At 70.4% G+C, this 20927-nt stretch carries 20 protein-coding genes and 1 pseudogene; 17 read left to right on the top strand and 4 right to left on the bottom strand.

Annotated features, from left to right (window positions below):
- Nucleotides 1–130: 130 nt before the first annotated feature.
- Nucleotides 131–1522, bottom strand: coding sequence for a S1 family peptidase (locus tag ACI2L1_RS25560; RefSeq protein ID WP_404741685.1), 1392 nt, complete (start codon nt 1520–1522; stop codon nt 131–133).
- Nucleotides 1523–1712: 190 nt separating this feature from the next.
- On the opposite strand from ACI2L1_RS25560, the pseudogene ACI2L1_RS25555 reads away from it, so the two are divergent.
- The 5 genes and pseudogenes from ACI2L1_RS25555 to ACI2L1_RS25535 all read left to right on the top strand — a co-directional run.
- A pseudogene (locus ACI2L1_RS25555) lies at nt 1713–2027 on the top strand (PaaI family thioesterase); the annotation flags it as partial.
- 465 nt (nt 2028–2492) lie between these two features.
- Nucleotides 2493–2708, top strand: a complete 216-nt coding sequence (locus tag ACI2L1_RS25550; RefSeq protein WP_404741684.1) for a type A2 lantipeptide — start codon at nt 2493–2495, stop codon at nt 2706–2708.
- 178 nt (nt 2709–2886) lie between these two features.
- Nucleotides 2887–3693, top strand: a complete 807-nt coding sequence (locus tag ACI2L1_RS25545; RefSeq protein WP_404741683.1) for an HlyD family efflux transporter periplasmic adaptor subunit — start codon at nt 2887–2889, stop codon at nt 3691–3693.
- Nucleotides 3690–5912, top strand: coding sequence for an NHLP family bacteriocin export ABC transporter peptidase/permease/ATPase subunit (locus ACI2L1_RS25540; protein WP_404741682.1), 2223 nt, complete (start codon nt 3690–3692; stop codon nt 5910–5912). Before ACI2L1_RS25545 ends, ACI2L1_RS25540 begins: the two co-directional genes overlap by 4 nt.
- 1 nt (nt 5913) lies before the next feature.
- Nucleotides 5914–8727 (top strand): NHLP bacteriocin export ABC transporter permease/ATPase subunit, encoded by a 2814-nt coding sequence (locus ACI2L1_RS25535; protein ID WP_404741681.1) that lies wholly within the window; start codon nt 5914–5916, stop codon nt 8725–8727.
- Between the two features lie 4 nt (nt 8728–8731).
- Here ACI2L1_RS25535 and ACI2L1_RS25530 read toward each other — a convergent pair whose 3' ends face one another.
- On the bottom strand, nt 8732–9241 hold the full coding sequence (locus tag ACI2L1_RS25530) for an SRPBCC family protein (RefSeq protein ID WP_404741680.1): 510 nt from the start codon (nt 9239–9241) through the stop codon (nt 8732–8734).
- Between the two features lie 13 nt (nt 9242–9254).
- Nucleotides 9255–9593, bottom strand: coding sequence for an ArsR/SmtB family transcription factor (locus ACI2L1_RS25525; protein ID WP_404741679.1), 339 nt, complete (start codon nt 9591–9593; stop codon nt 9255–9257).
- Between the two features lie 328 nt (nt 9594–9921).
- Between ACI2L1_RS25525 and ACI2L1_RS25520 the strand changes: the two genes are divergently transcribed.
- The 8 genes from ACI2L1_RS25520 (at nt 9922) to ACI2L1_RS25485 (ending at nt 15720) form a co-directional block, all read left to right on the top strand.
- Nucleotides 9922–11421 (top strand): MFS transporter, encoded by a 1500-nt coding sequence (locus ACI2L1_RS25520; protein WP_404741678.1) that lies wholly within the window; start codon nt 9922–9924, stop codon nt 11419–11421.
- A 196-nt stretch (nt 11422–11617) separates the two neighbouring features.
- Complete coding sequence (locus tag ACI2L1_RS25515; RefSeq protein ID WP_404741677.1) at nt 11618–11920, top strand: methyltransferase family protein; 303 nt, start codon at nt 11618–11620, stop codon at nt 11918–11920.
- Nucleotides 11921–11956: 36 nt separating this feature from the next.
- Nucleotides 11957–12964 (top strand): Ppx/GppA family phosphatase, encoded by a 1008-nt coding sequence (locus tag ACI2L1_RS25510; RefSeq protein ID WP_404741676.1) that lies wholly within the window; start codon nt 11957–11959, stop codon nt 12962–12964.
- A gap of 26 nt (nt 12965–12990) precedes the next feature.
- Nucleotides 12991–13161: a hypothetical protein gene (locus ACI2L1_RS25505; RefSeq protein ID WP_404741675.1), complete on the top strand. Its 171-nt coding sequence runs from the start codon at nt 12991–12993 to the stop codon at nt 13159–13161.
- A gap of 114 nt (nt 13162–13275) precedes the next feature.
- Nucleotides 13276–14289 carry an iron-containing redox enzyme family protein gene (locus ACI2L1_RS25500; RefSeq protein ID WP_404741674.1) on the top strand — a complete coding sequence of 338 codons (1014 nt, stop codon included), beginning with the start codon at nt 13276–13278 and terminating at the stop codon, nt 14287–14289.
- Nucleotides 14290–14991: a HemK2/MTQ2 family protein methyltransferase gene (locus tag ACI2L1_RS25495; protein ID WP_404741673.1), complete on the top strand. Its 702-nt coding sequence runs from the start codon at nt 14290–14292 to the stop codon at nt 14989–14991. It abuts the gene before it with no gap.
- Nucleotides 14972–15175: a CDGSH iron-sulfur domain-containing protein gene (locus tag ACI2L1_RS25490; protein WP_404741672.1), complete on the top strand. Its 204-nt coding sequence runs from the start codon at nt 14972–14974 to the stop codon at nt 15173–15175. Before ACI2L1_RS25495 ends, ACI2L1_RS25490 begins: the two co-directional genes overlap by 20 nt.
- A 137-nt stretch (nt 15176–15312) precedes the next feature.
- A complete protein-coding gene (locus ACI2L1_RS25485) occupies nt 15313–15720 on the top strand; it encodes an STAS domain-containing protein (RefSeq protein WP_404741671.1) in 408 nt (135 codons plus the stop codon).
- 134 nt (nt 15721–15854) lie between these two features.
- On the opposite strand, the gene ACI2L1_RS25480 is transcribed toward ACI2L1_RS25485, so the two are convergent.
- A complete protein-coding gene (locus ACI2L1_RS25480; RefSeq protein ID WP_404741670.1) occupies nt 15855–16289 on the bottom strand; it encodes a protease inhibitor in 435 nt (144 codons plus the stop codon).
- 322 nt (nt 16290–16611) lie between these two features.
- Between ACI2L1_RS25480 and ACI2L1_RS25475 the strand changes: the two genes are divergently transcribed.
- The 4 genes from ACI2L1_RS25475 (at nt 16612) to ACI2L1_RS25460 (ending at nt 20900) form a co-directional block, all read left to right on the top strand.
- Nucleotides 16612–17244 carry a hypothetical protein gene (locus tag ACI2L1_RS25475; RefSeq protein WP_404741669.1) on the top strand — a complete coding sequence of 211 codons (633 nt, stop codon included), beginning with the start codon at nt 16612–16614 and terminating at the stop codon, nt 17242–17244.
- A gap of 155 nt (nt 17245–17399) precedes the next feature.
- Nucleotides 17400–18968 (top strand): purine-cytosine permease family protein, encoded by a 1569-nt coding sequence (locus ACI2L1_RS25470; protein WP_404741668.1) that lies wholly within the window; start codon nt 17400–17402, stop codon nt 18966–18968.
- On the top strand, nt 18965–19672 hold the full coding sequence (locus ACI2L1_RS25465; RefSeq protein WP_404741667.1) for an alpha/beta fold hydrolase: 708 nt from the start codon (nt 18965–18967) through the stop codon (nt 19670–19672). Before ACI2L1_RS25470 ends, ACI2L1_RS25465 begins: the two co-directional genes overlap by 4 nt.
- A 58-nt stretch (nt 19673–19730) precedes the next feature.
- Nucleotides 19731–20900, top strand: a complete 1170-nt coding sequence (locus tag ACI2L1_RS25460) for a lactate 2-monooxygenase (RefSeq protein WP_404741666.1) — start codon at nt 19731–19733, stop codon at nt 20898–20900.
- The last annotated feature ends 27 nt before the right edge of the window (nt 20901–20927 follow it).

The following is a 20927-nucleotide window of genomic DNA, read 5'->3' as shown; positions in this document are numbered from 1 at the left end:
ACCTCCCGGCCGGAACCGCGCTGTCGATCGGGAGGTGGTCGTACGGACCGGCGTCGGCAGCGGAGGGTGGGGGTGGGCCGCTGCCGACGCGGTCGGCACAGTGAGATCGGGCGTCAGAGCGCCCGAGGGATCAGTGGGACTCCGTCACACCGGTACCGTCGTCGGCGCCGTTGCCGGTCTCGTCACCGGTACCGGCCTCCTCGCCGCCGATCTCGTCACCGCCGACTTCCTCACCGCCGACCGCTTCGCCACCGGCCTCGTCACCGGGGCTCGCGCTGGCGTCGTCACCGGGGCTCGCGGTGGCTTCGTCACCGGCGCCCGCCTCGTCACCGGCACCGGCCTCCTCGCCGCCGGCCTGGTCGTCGCCCGCGCCGCCTGCCGCGTCACCCGCGCCGAGCGTGGCGCCGACCGCCTCCAGGGCGGTGGTGACCGGCTGGAAGAAGGTCTCGCCGCCGACGGTGCAGTCGCCGCTGCCACCGGAGGTCAGGCCGATCGCCGAACCGTCCTGGGTGAACAGCGAGCCGCCGCTGTCGCCGGGCTCGGCGCAGACGTCGGTCTGGATGAGCCCGGTGACGGTGCCCTCGGGGTAGTTCACGGTGGCGTCGAGTCCGAGCACCTGGCCGTCGGCGAGGCCCGTGGTGCTGCCCATCCGGAAGACCTGGGCACCCACCTCGGCGTCCGCCGCCTGGTTGATCGCGACGGTCTGGCCGCCGCCGACGTTGACCTCGCTGGGCGCTTCGGTCGCCGGGTCGTCGTACTTGACCAGGGCGAAGTCGCCGTCGCCGGGGAAGGTGGCCTGGTCGACGGTGGCGATCGGCTCGCCGTCCTCGGTGTCCGACCACTGCTCCGCCGCGACACCGCAGTGACCGGCGGTCAGGAAGGCCGGGGTGCCGTCGCCCGCGGTGACGTTGAAGCCGAGGGAGCAGCGGGCGCCGCCGCCGAAGATCGCGTCACCGCCGGAGACGAAGGTCTTGAAGGTGCCGGCCGACTTCTTGATGGTCGCCATGTCGGAGCCGAGGCTCTTCACGGTCGACTCAAGGGTGTTCCACTTGTCGCCGGTGACCGTGCTGTCGGCGGTCACGAGGATCTTGTTGGTGCGCGGGTCGACGGCCCAGGAGGTACCCGGGATGGTCGCCTCGGCCTTGAGGGTCTTTGCGCCCGCCGCGAGTTCGGTGAGGCTGTTGTCGACCTCGCGGACGGCCGCGCCGGCCTTCTTCACCTGCACGACGACGTTGTTGTCGTCCCCGGATATGACGTTGTTGACGACGTTCACGACGAGCTGCTGCTTGTCGGAGTCGTAGTAGGACCCGGCGAAGGCGTCGCCCAGCAGCTCCTGGAGTTGCGAGGCGAGGTCCGAGGCGTCCGACGCCTTCAGAGTCTTCGGCGCGATGGCCGCCGCGTCGTTCGACGAACCGTCCTGGGACGCGTTGGCGTTGGGCAGCAAAATCGCCGCCGCTCCGAGCGCCGCCACGGTGCCTGCCGCGAATGCGGCCTTGCGCTTCGGAATTCGCTTGTGACTCAAACTTCTCGACCTCCTGGGGGACCGGAGTCTGTAACCGCCGTACGGCAGTTGGTTGTTCGGGGCGCCTGGATGGCCATGGGTACGCACGGTGCGCGCGGCGCGTTCAATGCCGTTTCTTTACGACCCGATTGCCACGCGGATCCGGCCATGGGCCGTGCCGGGCCGGCCGGGGGCAAGAAGAATCCCCCATATGGCGATGACGCCCGCCGAAGCCGACAAGATCCTCGCCGACAACTTCGCCCCTTGGGTCCTCGACCTCGGCCTGTCGGTCGAGACGCTCGACGACGACCACGCGATCCTGCGTTTTCCCTGGTCACAGAGGTTGGCCCGGGAGGGCGGCAGGTTGTCGGGGCAGGCCTTGAATGCTGCCGCCGAGGGGGCCACCGTGATCGCCGTCTCGGCGGCCCGGGGCGCCTGCGGACCGATGACGACGGTGCAGCAGTCCACGGCTTTCCAGCGGGCGGTGACCGGTTCGGATGTCCTGATCAAGGCGGTCGCCACCAGGCCACTTCCGTCCTGACACGCTCAGCGAACGGTCGGCAACGCTGCGTTGTGAGAACCGCTTCGAATCCTTCCTTCAGCGAATCTGCACAGCGAATGCTCAACCAAGTCACCGGCGGCGGAAGTTCTGCACAAGCGGGGACCGGTGGCCACGCCATTGGCGAGGTGTGTCGCATTCGCCTGGGCGACGGCAAGGGCCGCTTCACGCCCGCGCAACATCACCTGTGAAGAAGTGGCCACCAAGGCGTGCGCAATCCTGCACGGATGAAGGCTTCTGTGACTCAAGTTCCCTGGTGAGACGGGTGGTTGATTGGAAGGGCAGCGCGGCGGCGTGCTTTGATCCATCGCACCGCAGGGCCGTCGGGCTTCCCGGAAACGGGATACGGCGCCATGCGATTGCGGCCGTCATCTGTCCCCAGAGGGGGCCGCTCCCCCCTTGTGAAATACCCATACGAAGGGAAGTTCCATCATGAACTCCACCCCCCAGGTTGAGACCGTCGAGATCTCGGACGCCGACCTCGACAACGTCTCCGGCGGCCTGCAGCTGAACGCCCTCGGCACCGTCACCGACCTGGTGGACGGCGTTGCCCCGGTTTCCGGCCTGGTCAACACGGTCGTCGGCACGGTCGAGGGTACGACCGGCCTGAACACCGGCGCGGTCACCGGCCTGGTCGCCGGTCTCTGATCACATTCCTTGTGATCTGATCACTGTCTTGTGGTCGACCCGTCCCGGAGCCGCAAACCGGCGGTTCCGGGACTCTTGGGTGCGGTGATCAGGCCGGCTCTCGCGAGCCGGTCCTTTCTCGTGCGCAGCATTCGCGACGTTCGCAGCTTCCACAGCTTTCGCAGGTGAGGGAAGACCCGTGCAGTTCCGCCAACAGGCCCTCGCCAAACTCCAGTCACCGGAGGAACTCGACCTTCCGGTGCGCTTCGCCCGTCCCCAGGGCTGGCTCGTGATGTCGGTGACGGTGGTCGTGATGGCCGCCGCCTCGGTGTGGGCGGTGACCGGCTCGGTCGCCTCCACGGTGAGCGCACCCGCCATCCTCACCCACGGGCAGGGCAGTTACATCCTGCAGAGCCCGGTGGCGGGCCAGGTCACCCAGGTGATCGCCCAGCAGGGCGAGCAGTTGCCCGCGAACTCCCCCGTGCTGAAGGTCCGTACGGCCCAGGGCGACACCGTCGTCCGCACGGTCGCCGCGGGCCGGGTCACCGCGCTGGCGGCCACCATCGGGCAGATCATCTCGACCGGCGCGAATCTCGCCGCCGTGGAGAAGGTCGCCCACGCCTCCGACCCGATGTACGCCACCGTGTACGTGCCCGCCGAGAACGCGGCCTCCATCCCGGACGACGCGGCCGTCGACCTGACCGTCTCCTCGGCGCCCACCCAGGAGTACGGCGTGCTGCGCGGCCATGTGAAGTCGGTGGACCGCTCGGCCCAGTCGGCGCAGCAGATCGCCGCGTTCCTCGGGGACAGCCAACTCGGCGAGCAGTTCACGAAGGACGGCCGTCCGGTCGCCGTCCTGGTGAAGCTGGACAAGTCCAAAGGCACGAAGAGCGGTTACAGGTGGTCGTCCGCGGACGGCCCGCCGTTCGCCCTCACCTCCATGACCGTGGCCTCGGGCTCGATCCGGCTGGCCGATCAGCGCCCCGTGGATTGGCTGCTGCCGTGAGCACCGCACAGGACACCCGCGGCAGGCGCCGCTCGGCCCCGCCCAAGCGTCCGGTCCCCAAGGGGAAGGCCAAGGCGGTCCGCACGCCCACCGTTCTCCAGATGGAGGCGGTGGAGTGCGGTGCCGCCTCCCTCGCGATGGTGCTGGGCCACTACGGCAAGCATGTCCCGCTGGAGGAGCTGCGCATCGCCTGCGGTGTCTCCCGGGACGGCTCGCGCGCCAGCAACCTCCTGAAGGCGGCCCGCAGTTACGGTCTGACAGCCAAGGGCATGCAGATGGACACGGCCGCCCTCGCCGAGGTGAAGACACCGGCCGTGCTGTTCTGGGAGTTCAACCACTACGTCGTCTACGACGGAATGGGCCGCCGCTTCGGCCGCCGCGGGGTGTACATCAACGACCCGGGCAAGGGCCGCCGTTTCGTCCCCATGGAGGACTTCGACGGCAGCTTCACCGGTGTGGTGCTGGTGATGGAGCCCGGCGAGGGCTTCGCCAGGGGCGGCCGCAAGCCGGGCATCCTGGGCGCGATGCCGGCCCGGCTTCGCGGTACCGCGGGCACCATGCCGGCGGCGGTCCTGGCGAGCCTGCTGCTGGTGCTGGTCGGTGCGGCCACCCCCGCGCTGTCCCGCACCTACATCGACATGTTCCTCATCGGGGGGCAGACCTCGCTGCTCGGCGTGCTGTTCACGTCCATGGGCGCCTGCGTGGCCCTCACCCTCGCGCTGACCTGGCTCCAGCAGGCGAACCTGCTGCACGGCCGCATCATCTCCTCGACCCTCTCCAGCGCCCGCTTCCTGCGCCATCTGCTGCGGCTGCCGGTGACGTTCTTCTCCCAGCGCAGCCCGGCCGACCTGGTCCAGCGCCTCCAGTCCAACGACCAGGTCGCCGAGACCCTGGCCCGCGACCTCGCGGCAGCGGGCGTCGACGCCGTGGTCGTGGTCCTGTACGCGATCCTGCTCTACACCTACGACCCGCAGCTCACCTACGTCGGCATCGGCGTGGCCCTGCTGAACGTGGTGGCCATGCGGGTCGTCATCCGACTGCGGGCCACCCGCACGGCGAAACTGCGCGCCGACAGCGCCCGGCTCACCAACACCGCCTACACCGGCCTGCAGTTGATCGAGACGATGAAGGCGACCGGCGGCGAGGACGGCTACTTCCGCAAGTGGGCCGGACAGCACGCCACCACGCTGGAGGAGCAGCAGCGGCTCGGGGTGCCGAGCGCCTGGCTGGGCGTGGTCGCGCCGATGCTGGCCACCTTCAACAGCGCTCTCATCCTCTGGATCGGCGGTATGCGGGCGGTCGAGGGCGGTATCTCCGTCGGTCTGCTGGTCGCCTTCCAGTCCCTGGTCACCCGCTTCACCGCGCCGATCACCCGCCTCAACGGTGTGGCGGGCCGCATCCAGGACTTCGCGGCCGACGTGGCCCGTCTGAAGGACGTGGAGAACTTCAAGGCCGACCCGCTCTACGACCGCCCCGGCGCCGGCGACTCGACCCGCCGACTGCACGGCCATGTCGAGCTCCAGAACATCACCTTCGGCTACAACCCGCTCGACAAGCCGCTGCTCACCGGTTTCGACCTGACGGTGGGTCCGGGCCAGCAGGTGGCGCTGGTCGGCGGCTCGGGCAGCGGCAAGTCGACCGTCTCCCGGCTGATCTCGGGCCTGTACGCCCCCTGGGAGGGCGTGATCCGCATCGACGGACAGCGCCTGGACGACATTCCGCGCGGAGCGCTCGCCTCCTCGGTGTCCTTCGTCGACCAGGACGTCTTCCTGTTCGAGGGCTCGGTGCGCGACAACGTGGCGCTGTGGGACCCGTCGATCCCGGACGACGCCGTGGTGGACGCGCTGCGGGACGCGGCCCTGTACGACGTGGTCGAGCGACGGCCCGGCGGCATCCGCAGCAGGGTCGAGCAGGACGGCCGCAACTTCTCCGGCGGCCAGCGCCAACGGCTCGAAATCGCGCGGGCGTTGGTGCGTCGACCCAGCATCCTGGTCCTCGACGAGGTGACCAGCGCGCTGGACGCGGAGACGGAGCAGGTCGTCATGGACAATCTGCGCAAGCGCGGCTGCGCCTGTGTGGTGATCGCGCACCGGCTCAGCACCGTGCGCGACAGCGACGAGATCGTCGTACTGCAGCACGGCACGATCGTGGAACGCGGGCGGCACGCGGAGCTGGTGGCGCGCGGCGGAGCGTACGCGGCGCTGGTCAAGGAACGGTGACATGACCTCCCCCCAAGACGGTGACCTCGTCCTCAATGCGCTCGGGCAGATGGGCACGCGGGTCGACTGCGCCGGTTTCAGCCGTATCGACCTCGAAGGGCCGCAGGTGCTCTGGCTGGTCGTGTCGGGCGCGGTGGACCTGTTCGCGGTGGACGCCGGACAGCAGGGCCACTGGCACCACCTGGGCCGCCTGGAACCGGGCGCGCTGCTCCTCGGACCGGTGGCGGGCCCTCAGCACACCCTGGTGGCACGCCCGCTCAGGGACTGCGTGGTGCACCGCATCGGACTGCGCGAGCTGTACGAGCCCGCGCACACCCAGACGTGGTCGTACGACGAGTACGGCAACCCCCAGTACGTGCCGCCGACGACCAGCCCACTGGAATACGCCCTCGCGCTCGGTGTCGGCCGTAGTCTCGCCATCCTCTTCCAGGCGCCGATGGCCGACGAGCGGGCCGCCGCCCCGACCGACGACGACGTCTTCTGGATGCAGGTGCCGCCGGGCAGTGTGCAGTACGGCTCGCTCTACGGCGCCGAGGCGGCCGCCGATCTGCTGATGGATCCCGGGGTCTGGCAGTCCATGGTCGACCAGCAGTACCGGCTGCTGACCACGCTTGACCGTTGGATCGAGCAGCTGGAGCGCACCCATGAGACCCGGACTGCCGCTGGTATCAAGGCCGGTGAGGCGGTGCGCGCCCAGGCCGACCGGACCCTGCTGGCGTCCATCGGCAAGTCGAAGCAGCGCGCGACGGCCGCCGACGCCGACGCGAGTTACGCGGCCTGCAAGCTGGTCGCCGGGGCGGCCGGGATCCCGCTCGCCGAGAACGCGCACAGCGGCACCGAGAGCGACCGTCTCGACCCGGTCGAGCGCATCGCCCTCGCCTCCCGCGTCCGCATCAGGTCGGTGCGCCTGGACGGCAGCTGGTGGCGGGACAACGTGGGCCCGCTGGTGGGGCATCGGGCCCTGTCGGGTGCGCCGGTCGCGCTGCTGTGGCGGCGCGGCGGCTATGTGGCCGTGCATCCGGCGACGGGACGCGAGACACCGATCGAGAAGGACAACGCGGAGGAGTTCGAGCCGCGCGCGGTGATGTTCTACCGCCCGCTGCCCGACCGGAAGTTGAGTCCCCTCGGCCTCCTCCGGTTCAGCATGCGCGGCACCGGCGGCGATGTGACGAACCTGCTGCTCAGCGGTCTGGTCACGGTGGCGATCGGGGCGCTGGTCCCGATCGCGACCGGCAAGGTCCTCGGCGAGTTCGTGCCGAAGGCGCAGACGGATCTGATCGTGCAGGTCTGTCTGGCGGTCATGGTGAGCGGTGTGGTGACGGCGGCCTTCATGCTGCTGCAGAACCTCACCATGCTCCGTCTGGAGGGCCGTATCGAGGCGACCCTCCAACCGGCGGTGTGGGACCGGCTGCTGCGGCTGCCGACGAAGTTCTTCACCGAGCGCTCGACCGGTGAACTGGCCAGTCAGGCCATGGGTATCAGCTCGATCCGCCGGATGATGGCGGGCATCGGTCCGACGATCGCCCAGTCGGTGACCGTCGGCGCGATGAACCTGGGCCTGCTGTTCTGGTACAGCGTCCCGATGGCCATGGCGGCGATCGGCATGCTCGTCGTGATCGCGGCCGGGTTCCTAGGGCTCGGGCTGTGGCAGGTGCGCTGGCAGCGACGGCTCGTGGTGCTGAGCAACAAGCTGAACAACCAGGCCTTCCAGACCCTGCGCGGGCTGCCCAAGCTCAGGGTGGCGGCGGCGGAGAACTACGCGTACGCGGCCTGGGCCTCGGAGTTCGCCCGCAGCCGCGAGCTCCAGCAGAAGGTCGGCCGCATCAAGAACCTCACCACGGTGATGGGTTCGGTCTATCTCCCGCTGTGCACCCTGCTGATGTTCATGCTGCTCGCGGGCCCGGCACGTGGCTCGATGTCGGCGGCGGAGTTCCTCACTTTCAACACCTCGGTGACGATGCTGCTGACCGCGGTCACACAGCTCACCGGCTCCTTCGTCTCGGCGGTGGCCGCGCTCCCGCTGTTCGAGGAGATCAAGCCCGTTCTGGAGGCGTCGCCCGAGGTCCGCACCGCGAGCACCCGGCCGGGACCGCTCACCGGAGCGATGGAGGCCCGCGGGCTCTCCTTCCGCTACTCCGACGACGGTCCCCTGATCCTCGACGACGTGTCCTTCGGGATCCGGCCCGGCGAGTTCGTGGCGATCGTCGGCCCGAGCGGCTGCGGGAAGTCGACCCTGCTCAGACTGCTGATCGGCTTCGACCGCCCGGTCTTGGGGAGTGTCCTCTACGACGGCCAGGACCTGGCCGCCCTCGACCAGTCGGCGGTGCGCAGGCAGTGCGGTGTCGTGCTGCAGCACGCCCAGCCGTTCACCGGGTCCATCATGGACGTCATCTGCGGCACCGAGCCCTACACCCCGGAGGAGGCGATGGCGGCGGCCGCGATGGCGGGGCTAGCGGAGGACATCCAGCGCATGCCGATGGGACTGCACACCATTGTTTCGGGCAGCGGCGCCGTCTCCGGCGGTCAGCGCCAACGGCTCATGATCGCCCAGGCGTTGATCCGGCGGCCCCGGATCCTCTTCTTCGACGAGGCGACCAGCGCCCTGGACAACGACACCCAGCGCACGGTCATCGAGTCCACCAAGGCCCTCAACGCCACCCGGATCGTCATCGCCCACCGCCTGTCGACGGTGCTGGACGCGGACCGCGTGATCGTGATGGAGAACGGCAAGGTCGCCCAGCAGGGCCCGCCCGCACAACTCCTCGCGGACACCGGCGGGCGACTGCACGAGCTGGTGCGACGGCAGATGGCGTGACGGGTCAGTCCATGCCGGGGACCGGCGCCCCCGAGGGCAGCCCTGCGTCGACGTACGCCTGGTAGAGCTCCTTCCACTGCGGCCGGTCCAGGCGCTCGGCGCGGGCCCGTGCGTCGAGGGCGGCGAGGCACACCTCCCAGCCTGCGCCGTTGCGGGCCGCGGTGTCCGTGGCGCTCAGGACGTTGGTGAGCGTGAACCGCGTCCGCTTGTCGTCCAGCGGCTCCAGGTCGAAGTGCAGTTCGTCGCCGCCCCACTCGAAGGACAGGTGCCGGGGCTCGTCGACGGCGATGACCCGGCCGGTGGAGTCGTCCATGTGGGGGTCGCCGCTGAACTTGATCGTGCCGCCGGGGCGCAGCTCGATCTCGGCGTGGGACGGGAACCAGTGGGCGAGTTCGTCGGCGTCGGTCACGAACTGCCAGACGCGGGCGACGGGATGGTCGTAGGTGCGGCTGAAGCGGACGGCCGGGCGGCCGTCGTCCAGGGTCAGATAGGTGCCGGTGAGGTCTGCGGCCATGGTGGATCAGTCCTTAGGGGCGGGTTTCCTCGGGGGTGTCGGACGCGGTCTCGTCCAAACGGCTGCCGAGCATGTCCAGGCTGGTGTTCCAGAGCCTGCGGTACGGGGCCAGCCAGGCGTCCAGCTCGGCGATGGGGGCCGGGTCCAGGGCGTAGACACGGCGTTGCGCGTCCTGTCGTACCCGGACCAGACCCGCCTCCCTGAGCACCTTCAGATGCTTGGAGGTGCTCGGCTGGCTCAGTCCGCACGCCTCCACGATCTCCCCGACGGGCCGGGGGCGCTCCAGGAGCAGCGCGACGATGGCCCGTCGGTGGGGGTCGGCGAGAGCGGTCCAGAGTGCGGCGTCGGACATGATTCCAATATGCCTCAGCAGTTATATTCCAGTCAAGGAATACGGCACGCTCGGGAAGGGGGCGTTCCGGTTGCCGAGGAACCACTTCCAGAGGCCGTCGGGCCGGCGGACACCCCCTCACCGCGCACCGTTTCCGCGAACCGGCGGCCGCCGCACCTCGCAACACAGCCGCGCCCCGTCCGCCTCGAAGACCCCGCAACACATACCCGCTCCCCTTCCCCAGCGAAACGTTGCCGTTTCGCTGGAAGTGGTCTAGCCTCGATGTGTACGAAACCGTTTCGTTTACGAATTGGTAAAGCCCAGCCGACTTTCCCTGGAGTGGTTTCCCATGTCCCAGAAGACTCTGACCGAGAGCCAGGAGGGCGCCATCGAGGCGCGGCCCGGCGCCATACCCAAGCGGTGGTGGATTCTCGCCGTTGTCGCACTCGCCCAGCTGATGGTCGTCCTGGACTCCACCATCGTGAACATCGCACTGCCCTCGGCCCAGGCCGACCTCGGGTTCTCCGACGGCAACCGCCAGTGGATCGTCACGGCGTACGCGCTGGCGTTCGCCTCCCTGCTGCTGCTCGGCGGCCGGATCGCCGACCTGTTCGGCCGCAAGACCGCCTTCCTCGTCGGTGTCGTCGGCTTCGCAGCCGTCTCCGCGCTCGGCGGCGCCGCAACCAACTTCGAGATGCTGGTCACCGCCCGTGCCCTGCAGGGCGCGTTCGGCGCACTCCTCGCACCCGCCGCGCTCTCGCTGCTGAACACGACGTTCACCGACGCCAAGGAACGCGCCAAGGCGTTCAGCGTGTACGGCGCCATCGCCGGTGCCGGTGGTGCGGTGGGCCTGCTGCTCGGCGGCATCCTGACGGACGCCCTGGACTGGCGCTGGACGCTCTATGTCAACGTCGCCATCGCCGTGGTCGCCTTCGCGGGCGGCTGGCTGCTGCTGCACAACCACCGCGACGCCGCGAACTCCAAGCTGGACGTGCCCGGCACCGTGCTGGTCGCCGCCGGACTCTTCTCCCTGGTCTACGGCTTCTCGAACGCCGAGACCCACGACTGGAGTTCGCCCGCGACCTGGGGCTTTCTGATCGCGGGCGGTGCGCTGCTGGCCGCCTTCGCCCGGTGGCAGACCCGGGCCGCGCATCCGCTGCTGCCGCTGCGCATCCTGCTGGACCGCAACCGCGCCGCCTCCTTCCTGGCCGTGCTGATCTCCGGCAGCGGCATGTTCGGTGTGTTCCTCTTCCTCACCTACTACCTCCAGCTGAACCTGGGCTTCAGCCCGACCAAGACCGGTGTGGCCTTCCTGCCCATGGTCGCCGCACTGATGGTGGCCGCCCAGGTGGGCACCACGATGCTGGTCCCCCGGATAGGGCCGAAGGCGGTCATCCCGCTGGGCTTCGCGGTCGCCGCGGTCGGCATGGCCTGGCTGACCGGGATCGGCGTCGGCTCCAGCTATGTCTCCGCGGTGCTCCCGCAGCTGATCGTGACCGGCCTCGGCCTCGGCCTGGTCATGCCCCCGGCCATGCAGCTGGCCACCAGCGGGGTCGCGGCCGAGGACGCCGGCGTCGCCTCCGCGACGGTCAACGCCATGCAGCAGGTGGGCGGTTCGATCGGCACCGCACTGCTGAACACACTGGCCGCGAGCGCCGCCACCGCCTACATGGTCGGCAAGGACGCCACCAACAAGCTGGTCCAGGCCCAGGCGACCATCGAGAGCTACACCACCGCCTTCTGGTGGTCGGCGGGCCTGTTCGCCGCCGGTGCGCTGATCGCCTTCCTGCTCTTCCGGCGCGGGGTGCCGGAGCAGGACGCGGAGGCCGCACCCGTCGTACACATGTAACCGCCACCGCAGGAGCCGCTCGGTCCGAAGGGCCGCCGTCAGCAGGGAGACGGCGGCCCTTCCCGCTGCCCCGGCTCTCCCTCGCACTCGCACCCGGCACCGTGGCGCTGCTGCTGCCGTGGTGGCTGACCGGCCGGCAATCGGCGACTGGTGACTGCCTCTCCGGCTGCTCGGCCTGCTCCCACTGACCGCGGGCGTGCTCGGGCTGCTGTGGGCGTTCGGGCGGTTCGTGATCGAGGGGCTGGGCACTCCCGCGCCGGTCGCGCCAACCGAGCACCTGGTGGTGGGCGGGCTGTACCGGGACGTGGCCGGTCAGGGCCCGCTGCTCGCGCGGGCGGCGCTGTTCGTGTACGGGCCCGGTGCTGGGCTGCTGATGTGGGCGTTCGCCCGCTGGTACGAGGAGTCCGAGCTGGCGCGGACGTTCGGTACCGAGTACGAGCGGTATCGACGACCGGTGCCCGGATGGTGGCCGAGAGCGACGCCCCGGCACGACGGCTGACGTTGCAGCGGGCTCCGGCTGGGTACCCACAGGGCCATGCGGATAAGCGTGGTTGATGTGGGCTCGAACACGGTCCGGCTGGTCGTCGCGGACGCCGAGGGCGGGGTGCCATTGCCGGTGCACACGGCGAAATGGCGGTTGAGACTGTCTGATCATGTGCGGCCGGGCTGCCCGGTGCCCGAGGAGGCCGTGGAGCGGCTGGTGGAGGCGGTCGAGGGGGCGAACCGAACCGCCGCGAGGTGGGGCGCGGCCGGGCCGCTGGCCTTCGCGACCGCCGTCGTGCGCGCCGCGCCGAACCGCGAGGAGGTGCTGCGGGCCGTCCGGACACGCACCGGCGTCGATCTGTGCACCCTGCCGGGTGAGGTGGAGGCCGAGCTCACGTTCCTCGCGGCGCGGCGGTGGATGGGCTGGCGGTCGGGACCGCTCGCACTGATGGACATCGGCGGCGGTTCGCTCGAAGTCGCCTTCGGGCGCGGCCGGTTGCCGGACTTCGTGGCCTCACTGCCGCTGGGTGCGGGCCGGCTGACCCACGAGTTCTTCGAGGGGCAGGACCCGCCGTCCCCGGAGGCGATGCGCGCGCTGCGCCGAAAGGTCCGCCACCAGCTCCGGGACGTCGCTTCCCGAATCCGCTGGGAGGGACCGCGTACCGCGGTCGCCACGTCGCGCACCTTCGAGCAACTGGGACGGCTCTGCGGAACCCCGCCCGGACGGCGTGGGCCCTTCGTGGAGCGTCGGATGCGCCGCGCCGACCTTCGGGAGGCCATCGACTGTCTGGCGCTGCTTCCGGCCGCACGGCGAGCCGAACTGCCAGGAATCTCCGCCCCGCGCGCCGCGCAGAGCCTCGCGGGTGCGGTGGTCGGGCACACGGCGATGAAGCTCACCGGCATCAGGACGGTCACCATCTGCCCCTGGGCGATCCGCGAGGGAGTGCTGCTGCGCCACATCGAAGACGGCCCGTCCTGGTGGGCTGAGATCGCCCGCCGCAACGAGGAGACCACTCCCCCTGACCCGGTGCCGCTGCGCATCGCGGCCGCCACACGCTGAACGAATCACAGAGGAGAGGAACCACCGTGCCCCAGAAGGAGCAGAAGCCTGAGACCGCCCTGGGGGAAGTCCTCCAGGAGATCGAGGACGCCGAGAAGCACACCCAGGACTCCGACGACGAGAGCGGGCGCCGGGGCGAGGCAGGAGAGGCCATCACCCCGAACACCCGCGCCCAGGAGGAGTCGGAGGGCGAGTGACCTGCGCCGTCCTCGTTGCCGGTGTCGCCCACACCCGCGTCCCGGTTGTGGGCGACCGGCCTGTTCGCCGACCACTCCCGGGGTGACCCGCCGCCGCACGGGTACCCGGGCCACATGGATCACGACCGTCAAGGACCACCGCTGCCGTCGGCCCGGGGACCCGTCTCCGCGGCCGTCGAGGAGTACCTGCTCGGCGCCGGGCCGCTGCCACGTCCCGAGGCCGTCGCGGGGGCGGACGTGTACGGCGATGACCTCCAGCTCGCCCTGTATCTCTGCTACGAACTGCACTACCGCGGATTCGCCGCCGTGTCCCCCGACCACGAGTGGGACCCCGGTCTGCTGCGCACCCGGGCGGCCCTGGAACACCGCTTCCTGTCCGCCCTGCGCACGGACACCCCGGTCCACGACAGCGTCGAGGACGCGCTGGCCGGGCTTCTCGTGGAACCGGTCGACGGCACGGGGATCAGCCATTTCCTGAGCAAGGAGGGCGAGCTGTGGCAGGTGCGCGAGTACGCGGCCCAGCGCTCGCTCTACCACCTCAAGGAGGCAGACCCGCACGCGTGGGTGCTGCCGCGCCTGTGGGGCCGGGCCAAGGCGGGCATGGCGGCGGTGGAGTTCGACGAGTTCGGCGGCGGCCGACCCGACCGCGTCCACGCCCGGCTCTTCGCGAACCTGATGATCGACCTGGGCCTGGACACGACGTACGGGCACTACCTGGAGGCGGCCTGCGCGGAAATGCTCGCCACGGTGAACCTCATGTCCCTGCTGGGCCTGCACCGCAGCCTGCGCGGGGCGCTCGTGGGCCACTTCGCGGCCGTCGAGATCACCTCCTCGCCCGGCTCCCGGCGACTCGCCGAGGCGATGCGCCGCACGGGCGCGGGGCCGGCCGCCGAGCACTTCTACGACGAGCACGTCGAGGCCGACGCCGTCCACGAACAGGTCGTACGACACGACGTCATCGGCGGACTCCTGGCCGAGGAACCGCACCTCACCCCCGACGTCACCTTCGGCATCGATGTCACCGGGCAGGTCGAGGACCGTCTCGCCGACCGTCTCCTGCACGACTGGCGCGCCGGACGCTCGTCCCTGCGCACAGCCCAGCATTCCGAAATCCCCCATATTTCCTGAATGCCGGGGTACCTGGCCGAAGTGAAATCGCTGATTCCGCCTCTGGCCCTCCCCGGCGTGTACACCCCGCAGGAGGACACCGCGCTCCTGGCAGGGGCGCTGTCCGAAGAACCGCTGCCGCCGGGCGCGGACGTCCTCGACGTGGGCACCGGGACCGGTGCGCTGGCGCTGCAGGCGGCGCGTCGGGGTGGCCGGGTGACCGCCGTGGACGTGTCGTGGCGGGCGGTGTGCACGACCCGGGCCAATGCCTGGCTGACCGGGGCCTCGGTCCGGGTGCACCGCGGGAACCTGTTCGCCCCCGTACGGGACCGGTCCTTCGATCTCATCCTGACCAATCCGCCGTACGTGCCGACCCCGACGGGCGTCCGGCCGCCCCGCGGAAGGGCTCGGGCCTGGGACGCGGGCCGTGACGGGCGGTTCGTGCTGGACCGGGTCTGCTGTGAGGCGCCTACCCTGCTGCGCCCCGGAGGGGTGCTGCTGATCGTGCACTCCGAACTGAGCGACTCGGGACGGACGGTCGGGCATCTGCGTGCGGCCGGTCTGAAGGCCGCCGTGACCCGCCGTCACCGGATCGCGTTCGGCCCGGTGTTGCGCACCCGAGAGGACTGGCTGCGCGAGTGCGGTCTGCTGTCCGCCGATGCCGCCGACTCCGCCGACGAGAAAGAAGAGCTGGTGGTCGTCCGTGCCGAACTCCCCCTCTGACCGACCGTGCCGCATCCGGGTCCAGCACCGGGGTCCGCTGCTTGTCGAGGGTCCCGTGGAAGTGGAACTGGAGGACGGGAGCACGGTCGTCTCCGACCGCTTCCGGGTCGCCCTGTGCACCTGTCGGCGCAGTCGCCGCTACCCCTGGTGCGACACCAGCCACCGGGAGCGGACTCACCCATAGACAGAAAGTCAATGCAATTGACAGAAATTCAGCGGGTCGAGTGAACCAGATCTTGCGGGCCCCACTGGATGGATGTTCCGGGCCGCTGCGGGGTAACTACCGAGATCGAATGCGTCCCTCGCCGAGGTGGAGCGGCCATGACGCCTGAGTCCGATGACGGCGCTCCCGAAACGCCCGCGGCGAACCCGTATGCCCGCACCCGGGTGGACGGCGGCTTCACGGTGGTGGATGCCGTCGGCGAGATCGATCTCGCGACGGCGGGCTTCCTCGCGGAGCATCTGGACGCGGCGACCGCGACCGTGCGGCCGGACGTGCTGGTGGACCTGAGGTCTGTGGAGTTCTTCGACTGCTCGGGTCTGCGGGTGCTGTGCCGCGCGGACTCCCGGGCCAAGGAACGCGGCGGGCGACTGCGCGTGATCGCCGAGGGGCCGCGGCTGCGCCGGCTGTTGCGCGCCTCGGGCCTGTGGGCCCGCTTCCCACCCCTGGCCGAGCTTCCCGCACCGCTCGAAATTCCCGAATCCTCCGAGCTTCCCGAGCGCGAATGACCCGAGGGTCCGGCGGACGGCCCCACTCCGTCCGCCGGCCCTCGGTACGGGATCACGGGGTTCCGTGAGAGAGGCGGCACTCCCCAGTTGCGGGCCCCTCGGGCAAGTCACGGAAACCTCGCGATCCCGGTCCCTCAGAACGTGAAGACGCTCGTCCCGTAGGAGCTCTTCACGCACTCGTTGGCGAAGGTGCGCTCGTAGGAGAGCCGCTTGCCCCGCCACACGCCGTCGACGGTGACGACCACGGGGGCGTACTCCTTGGTGCACTGCGCGTCGGATCTGTCCGCCAGGGCGTCGAAGTCACCTCCGGCGGCGCGCAGTTCGGCGCAGGCCAGGCTCGCGGCCGGATGGGTGCCCGAGGAGGTCGGGGCACAGGTGAGGGTCACGGCACGTTCCGGGGTGACGGTGGCGGCGCTCTCGCCGTGGCCGAGGGTGAGCACGAGGGCCGACGGGGCGTAGAGACCCATCGGGGCGGCAGCCGGTTCGGCGACGGCGGCCCCGGTCAGGGGTCCGCATACGGCGGTGGCCGTGAGGCCGAGGGTCGCTGCCCAGCGCGCGGTGTTCCGCATTGTGTGCATCCTTCCGCTGGATTCGAGGGTGTGCCCTCCGGCTCGGTCGGTGCCGGAGCGGCGAGCGCGAGTCTGCCGAGTCCTGACCCGAACTTCACATCGACCCCACAGCTTTCAGTAACCTTGCGTGTTGAATCAGTGGCGTGAAGTCACATCATTCGAACGGCCACCCCGCTCAACAGTGCGGTTCTTGATCGCCCGATCCGACCGGATGGCCTGATTACCCCGCCTCGGCAATAGGCCTGAAACATTCCGCTTCAGCCGTGAGCGCAGCCCGGCCGGACCCCTTGTGTTCATGAAGCTGCGGAGTAATCGTCATTACATGATTACCGACGAACAACGAGAGAAGCTGCGCGGCTGGTTCACCGGCCGGTTGCCCGACGAGCTCTTCGAGGGCCTGGTCGAGGTGGTCGTCGACCGCGAGGAGATCACCGTGATCGGCCGCATCCCCGGACCGCGGCTCGCCGAGGACGTCTCGGCCGCCGAGCGGGAAGCGGCCGTACAGGGCCGGATCCAGGAGTTCCGGGAGCGCACCCGGGAGGACCGGATCGCGGTCGCGCGCGAGGCCGAGCACAAGTTCCGCCGCAAGGTGTCCTGGGGCGTGGAGTGCGAAGGTGAGCGCACCCTGTTCACACATGTGGCCGCGCCCGTCATGACGCGGCTGCGGCAGCCGGAGCGCCGGGTCCTGGACACCCTGATCGCCGGCGGGGTCGCCCGCAGCCGTAGCGACGCGCTCGCCTGGTGCGTGCGACTGGTCGAGCGGCACACCGACGACTGGCTCGCCGAACTGCGGGAGTCCCTGGAACACGTCCAGCGGGTGCGGGCCCAGGGGCCGGATGTGGAGGTGGCCGATTCCGCCACGACGGCCGATACCGCCGCGACGGCCGATTCCGCCACGACGGACGACTCCTCCACCATGGACGATTCCTCCAGCGCGGACGCAGAAGATGGATGAAACGTCCACTGGCTGGGGTGCTTCCGAGGGCCGTACCGTCGGCACACCCCAGCAGGACGGCATCCGCGTACGCCGCACACCCCGCGGTGGACACGGACCGTCCTCCCCCGCCGCGCCACCCCGCGCTCCACCGCCTCTTTCCCGCTGGAGCCCCCTTGTCCCCGCAGCCCGACACCGCCAAGCAGTCCCTCACCGAGGTCGAGACCCACGGAGTGGACCGCATCCCCGACGCGGACCGCACGGCGAGTCCCCTCGACCTGTTCCGCCTGGCCTTCGGTGGCGCCAACACCTTCTCCACCTGTGTCCTCGGCGCCTTCCCGATCCTGTTCGGCCTCTCCTTCTGGCAGGGCCTCGCCGCCACCCTCCTCGGAGTGCTGGTCGGCGCACTGATCCTGTGTCCGATGGCCGTGTTCGGCCCGGTCAACGGCACCAACAACGCCGTCTCCTCCTCCGCTCACCTCGGCGTGCACGGCCGCGTGGTGGGCTCCTTCCTCTCCCTGCTGACCGCGATCGCTTTCTTCTCCATCTCGGTGTGGAGCTCCGGCGACGCCCTGGTCGGCGGCGCTCATCGGCTCTTCGGCCTGAGCCGCGGCGATCTGACGTACGCCGTCGCGTACGCACTGTTCGCAGGCCTTGTCCTCGCGGTCTGCGTGTACGGCTTCCGATTCATGCTGTTCGTCAACAAGGTCGCGGTGACCTCGGCGACCGTGCTGTTCCTGCTCGGCGCGCTCGCCTTCGCCGGCGACTTCGACGCGTCGTACGCGGGCGTCTTCACGGACACGGCGGACGCGGCGACGAAGGACCTGTTCTGGCCGTCGTTCATCGGCGCGGCGCTCATCGTGCTGTCGAACCCGGTGTCCTTCGGCGCGTTCCTCGGTGACTGGTCGCGCTACATCCCCGCGAGCACCCCGCGCCGCCGGGTGATGGGCGCCGCCTTCCTGTCCCAGATCGCGACCCTGGTGCCGTTCCTGTTCGGCCTGGCGACCGCCAGCATCATCGCGGCGAAGGCGCCGGACTACGTCGATCCGGCCGCCCCGGACTTCGTGGGCGGGCTGCTCGCGATCTCGCCGGGCTGGTACTTCCTGCCGGTGTGTCTGCTGGCCCTGATCGGCGGTATGTCGACGGGCACGACCGCGCTGTACGGGACCGGGCTCGACTTCTCCTCGGTGTTCCCGCGGCTGTCGCGGGTGCAGGCGACGGTGCTGGTCGGGGTCCTGTCGATCGCGTTCATCTTCGTCGGACGGTTCGGCCTGGACCTCGTGCAGTCCATCTCGACCTTCGCCACGATGATCATCACCTGCACCACGCCGTGGATGGTCGTGATGATGCTGGGATTCTGGACCCGGCGCGGCTGGTACGACCCGGACGCCCTCCAGGTCTTCAACCGCCGTCAGCGCGGCGGGCGTTACTGGTTCGCGCACGGCTGGAACTGGCGGGGCATGACCGCGTGGTGGGTGTCCGCGGTGCTCGGCGTGCTCTTCACGAACATCCCGGGACAGTTCGTCGGTCCGCTGGGCGATCTCGCGAACGGCGTCGACATCAGCCTGCCGCTCTCGCTGGTGGTGGCCGCGGTGCTGTTCCTGACGCTGCTGCGGGTCTTCCCCGAACCGCGGGCCGTGTACGGGCCCGAGGGGGCGCGGCTGGCCCGTACCGTCGAGGTGCCGGTGCCGCCGATCACCGGTGCCGGGGCGGTGTCAGTGCCCTCGGCTACATTGCGGGCATGACCAACTTCGTACTGGTGGCGGGCGCGAGGCTCGGAGCGTCGGCGTGGGACGAGGTCGCGGCCGAGCTGCGTGCGGCCGGGCACCGGCCCCATCCGCTGACGCTGTCGGGCCTCGCGGAGAAGCGGGGTGTCCCGGCGGGACAGCAGACGCATGTGCGGGACATCGTCGACGAGGTCGAGCGGCTGGACCTGCGCGAGGTGGTGCTGGTCGGGCACAGCTACGCGGGCGTACCTGTGGGGCAGGCGGCCGAGAGGATCGGTGACCGCCTCGCGCGGGTGGTGTTCGTGGACTCCAACGTGCCCGTGGACGGCGAGTCGTTCCTGTCGGGGTGGCCGAGCGACCACGTACGCAAGGAGATCGAGGAGAACGACGGCTTCTGGCCGCACGTGGGCGCGGACTACTACGCCGACCAGGGGCTGACCGACGAGCAGATCGCCCGGATCATCGACGGCTCAACCTCGCACCCGGGCGCCACGCTGACCGAACCGGCCGTCCTCTCCCGTCCCCTCGGCGAGCTCCCGGCGACCTACATCAAGTGCCTCCTGGACGGTGACGAACCGATGCCGGCCGTGGCCGAGCTGCTCAAGAGCGACCGCTGGGAACTGGTCGAGATGGACACCGGCCACTGGCCGATGTTCTCCCGGCCGGGCGAACTGGCCCGGATCCTCGCCGAGTCCGTCCCGACCACGGCCGGCCCCTCCTGACCGGCGCCCGCCCACGGATATCGTCGGCGGACCCGACGACGAGAGGCGGTTCGGACGGATGGCCAAGCACTGGGCGGACTTCCAGTACGAGATCTACCTGGGCGGGCTGTCGGGCGCGGTGCCCCGGCTGCCCACCGACCTGACCCGGCTGGAGGAGCTCACCGAGCAGCGGCTCGGGCCCGGCCCGGTGGGCTATGTGGCGGGCAGCGCGGGCGACGGCAGTACGGCACGGGCGAACCGGGCGGCGCTGGAGCGGCACCGGATCGTGCCGCGCATGCTGCGGGACGTCCATGAACGCGACCTGTCCGTCGAGGTGTTGGGGCGTTCCCTGCCCGCCCCGCTGGCGTTGGCGCCGGTCGGAGTGCTGTCGATCATGCACCCGGACGCGGAGTCCGCCGCCGCCCGGGCCGCCGCGGCGCAGGGCGTGCCGTACATCCTGTCGTCGGCGTCCAGTACACCGATGGAGCAGGTCGCGGAGGCGATGGGGGACGCCGAGCGCTGGTTCCAGCTGTACTGGCCGAAGGACCCGGAGGTGGCCCTGAGCTTCCTCAACCGGGCGAAGGCGGCCGGGTTCACGGCCCTGGTCGTCACCCTGGACACCCCGCTGCTGGCCTGGCGGCCCCGCGATCTCGACCAGGCGTATCTGCCGTTCCTGCACGGCGTGGGCACGGCCAACTACTTCTCCGACCCAGCGTTCCAGGCGGGCCTCGCCAAGCCGGTCCACGAGGACCCGAACGCAGCCGTGCTGCACTTCGTCGGCATGTTCGCGGACCCCGGCAAGACCTGGCCCGATCTGGCGTTCCTCCGGGAGAACTGGGACGGACCGATCGTCCTCAAGGGCGTTCTGCACCCGGACGACGCCCGCCGCGCCGCCGACGCCGGCATGGACGGCGTCGTGGTGTCCAACCACGGCGGCCGCCAGGTGGCCGGGTCCGTCGGAGCGGCCGACGCGCTGCCGCGGGTCGCGGAAGCGGTGGGCGACCGGCTGACCGTGCTCTTCGACAGCGGGATCCGCACCGGGGACGACGTGTTCAAGGCCCTCGCGCTCGGCGCCCGCGCGGTGCTCCTCGGACGGCCGTACGTCTACGGCCTGGGCCTCGACGGACAGGCGGGCGTCGAGCATGTGATCCGGTGTCTGCTCGCGGAGCTCGATCTCACCCTCGCCCTCTCGGGACACGCGGGCCCGGCCACGCTCGGCCCCGACGATCTCGTGGAGGCCCCCGCCTGAGGGGAGACCTCCCCGAGATCCATGAGT

Origin of the sequence: Streptomyces sp. NPDC019531 (assembly GCF_044903305.1) — a bacterium.
Lineage (GTDB): Bacteria > Actinomycetota > Actinomycetes > Streptomycetales > Streptomycetaceae > Streptomyces.
The sequence above is the reverse complement of the archived record's forward strand: the minus strand, read 5'-3'. Positions and strand labels throughout refer to the sequence as shown.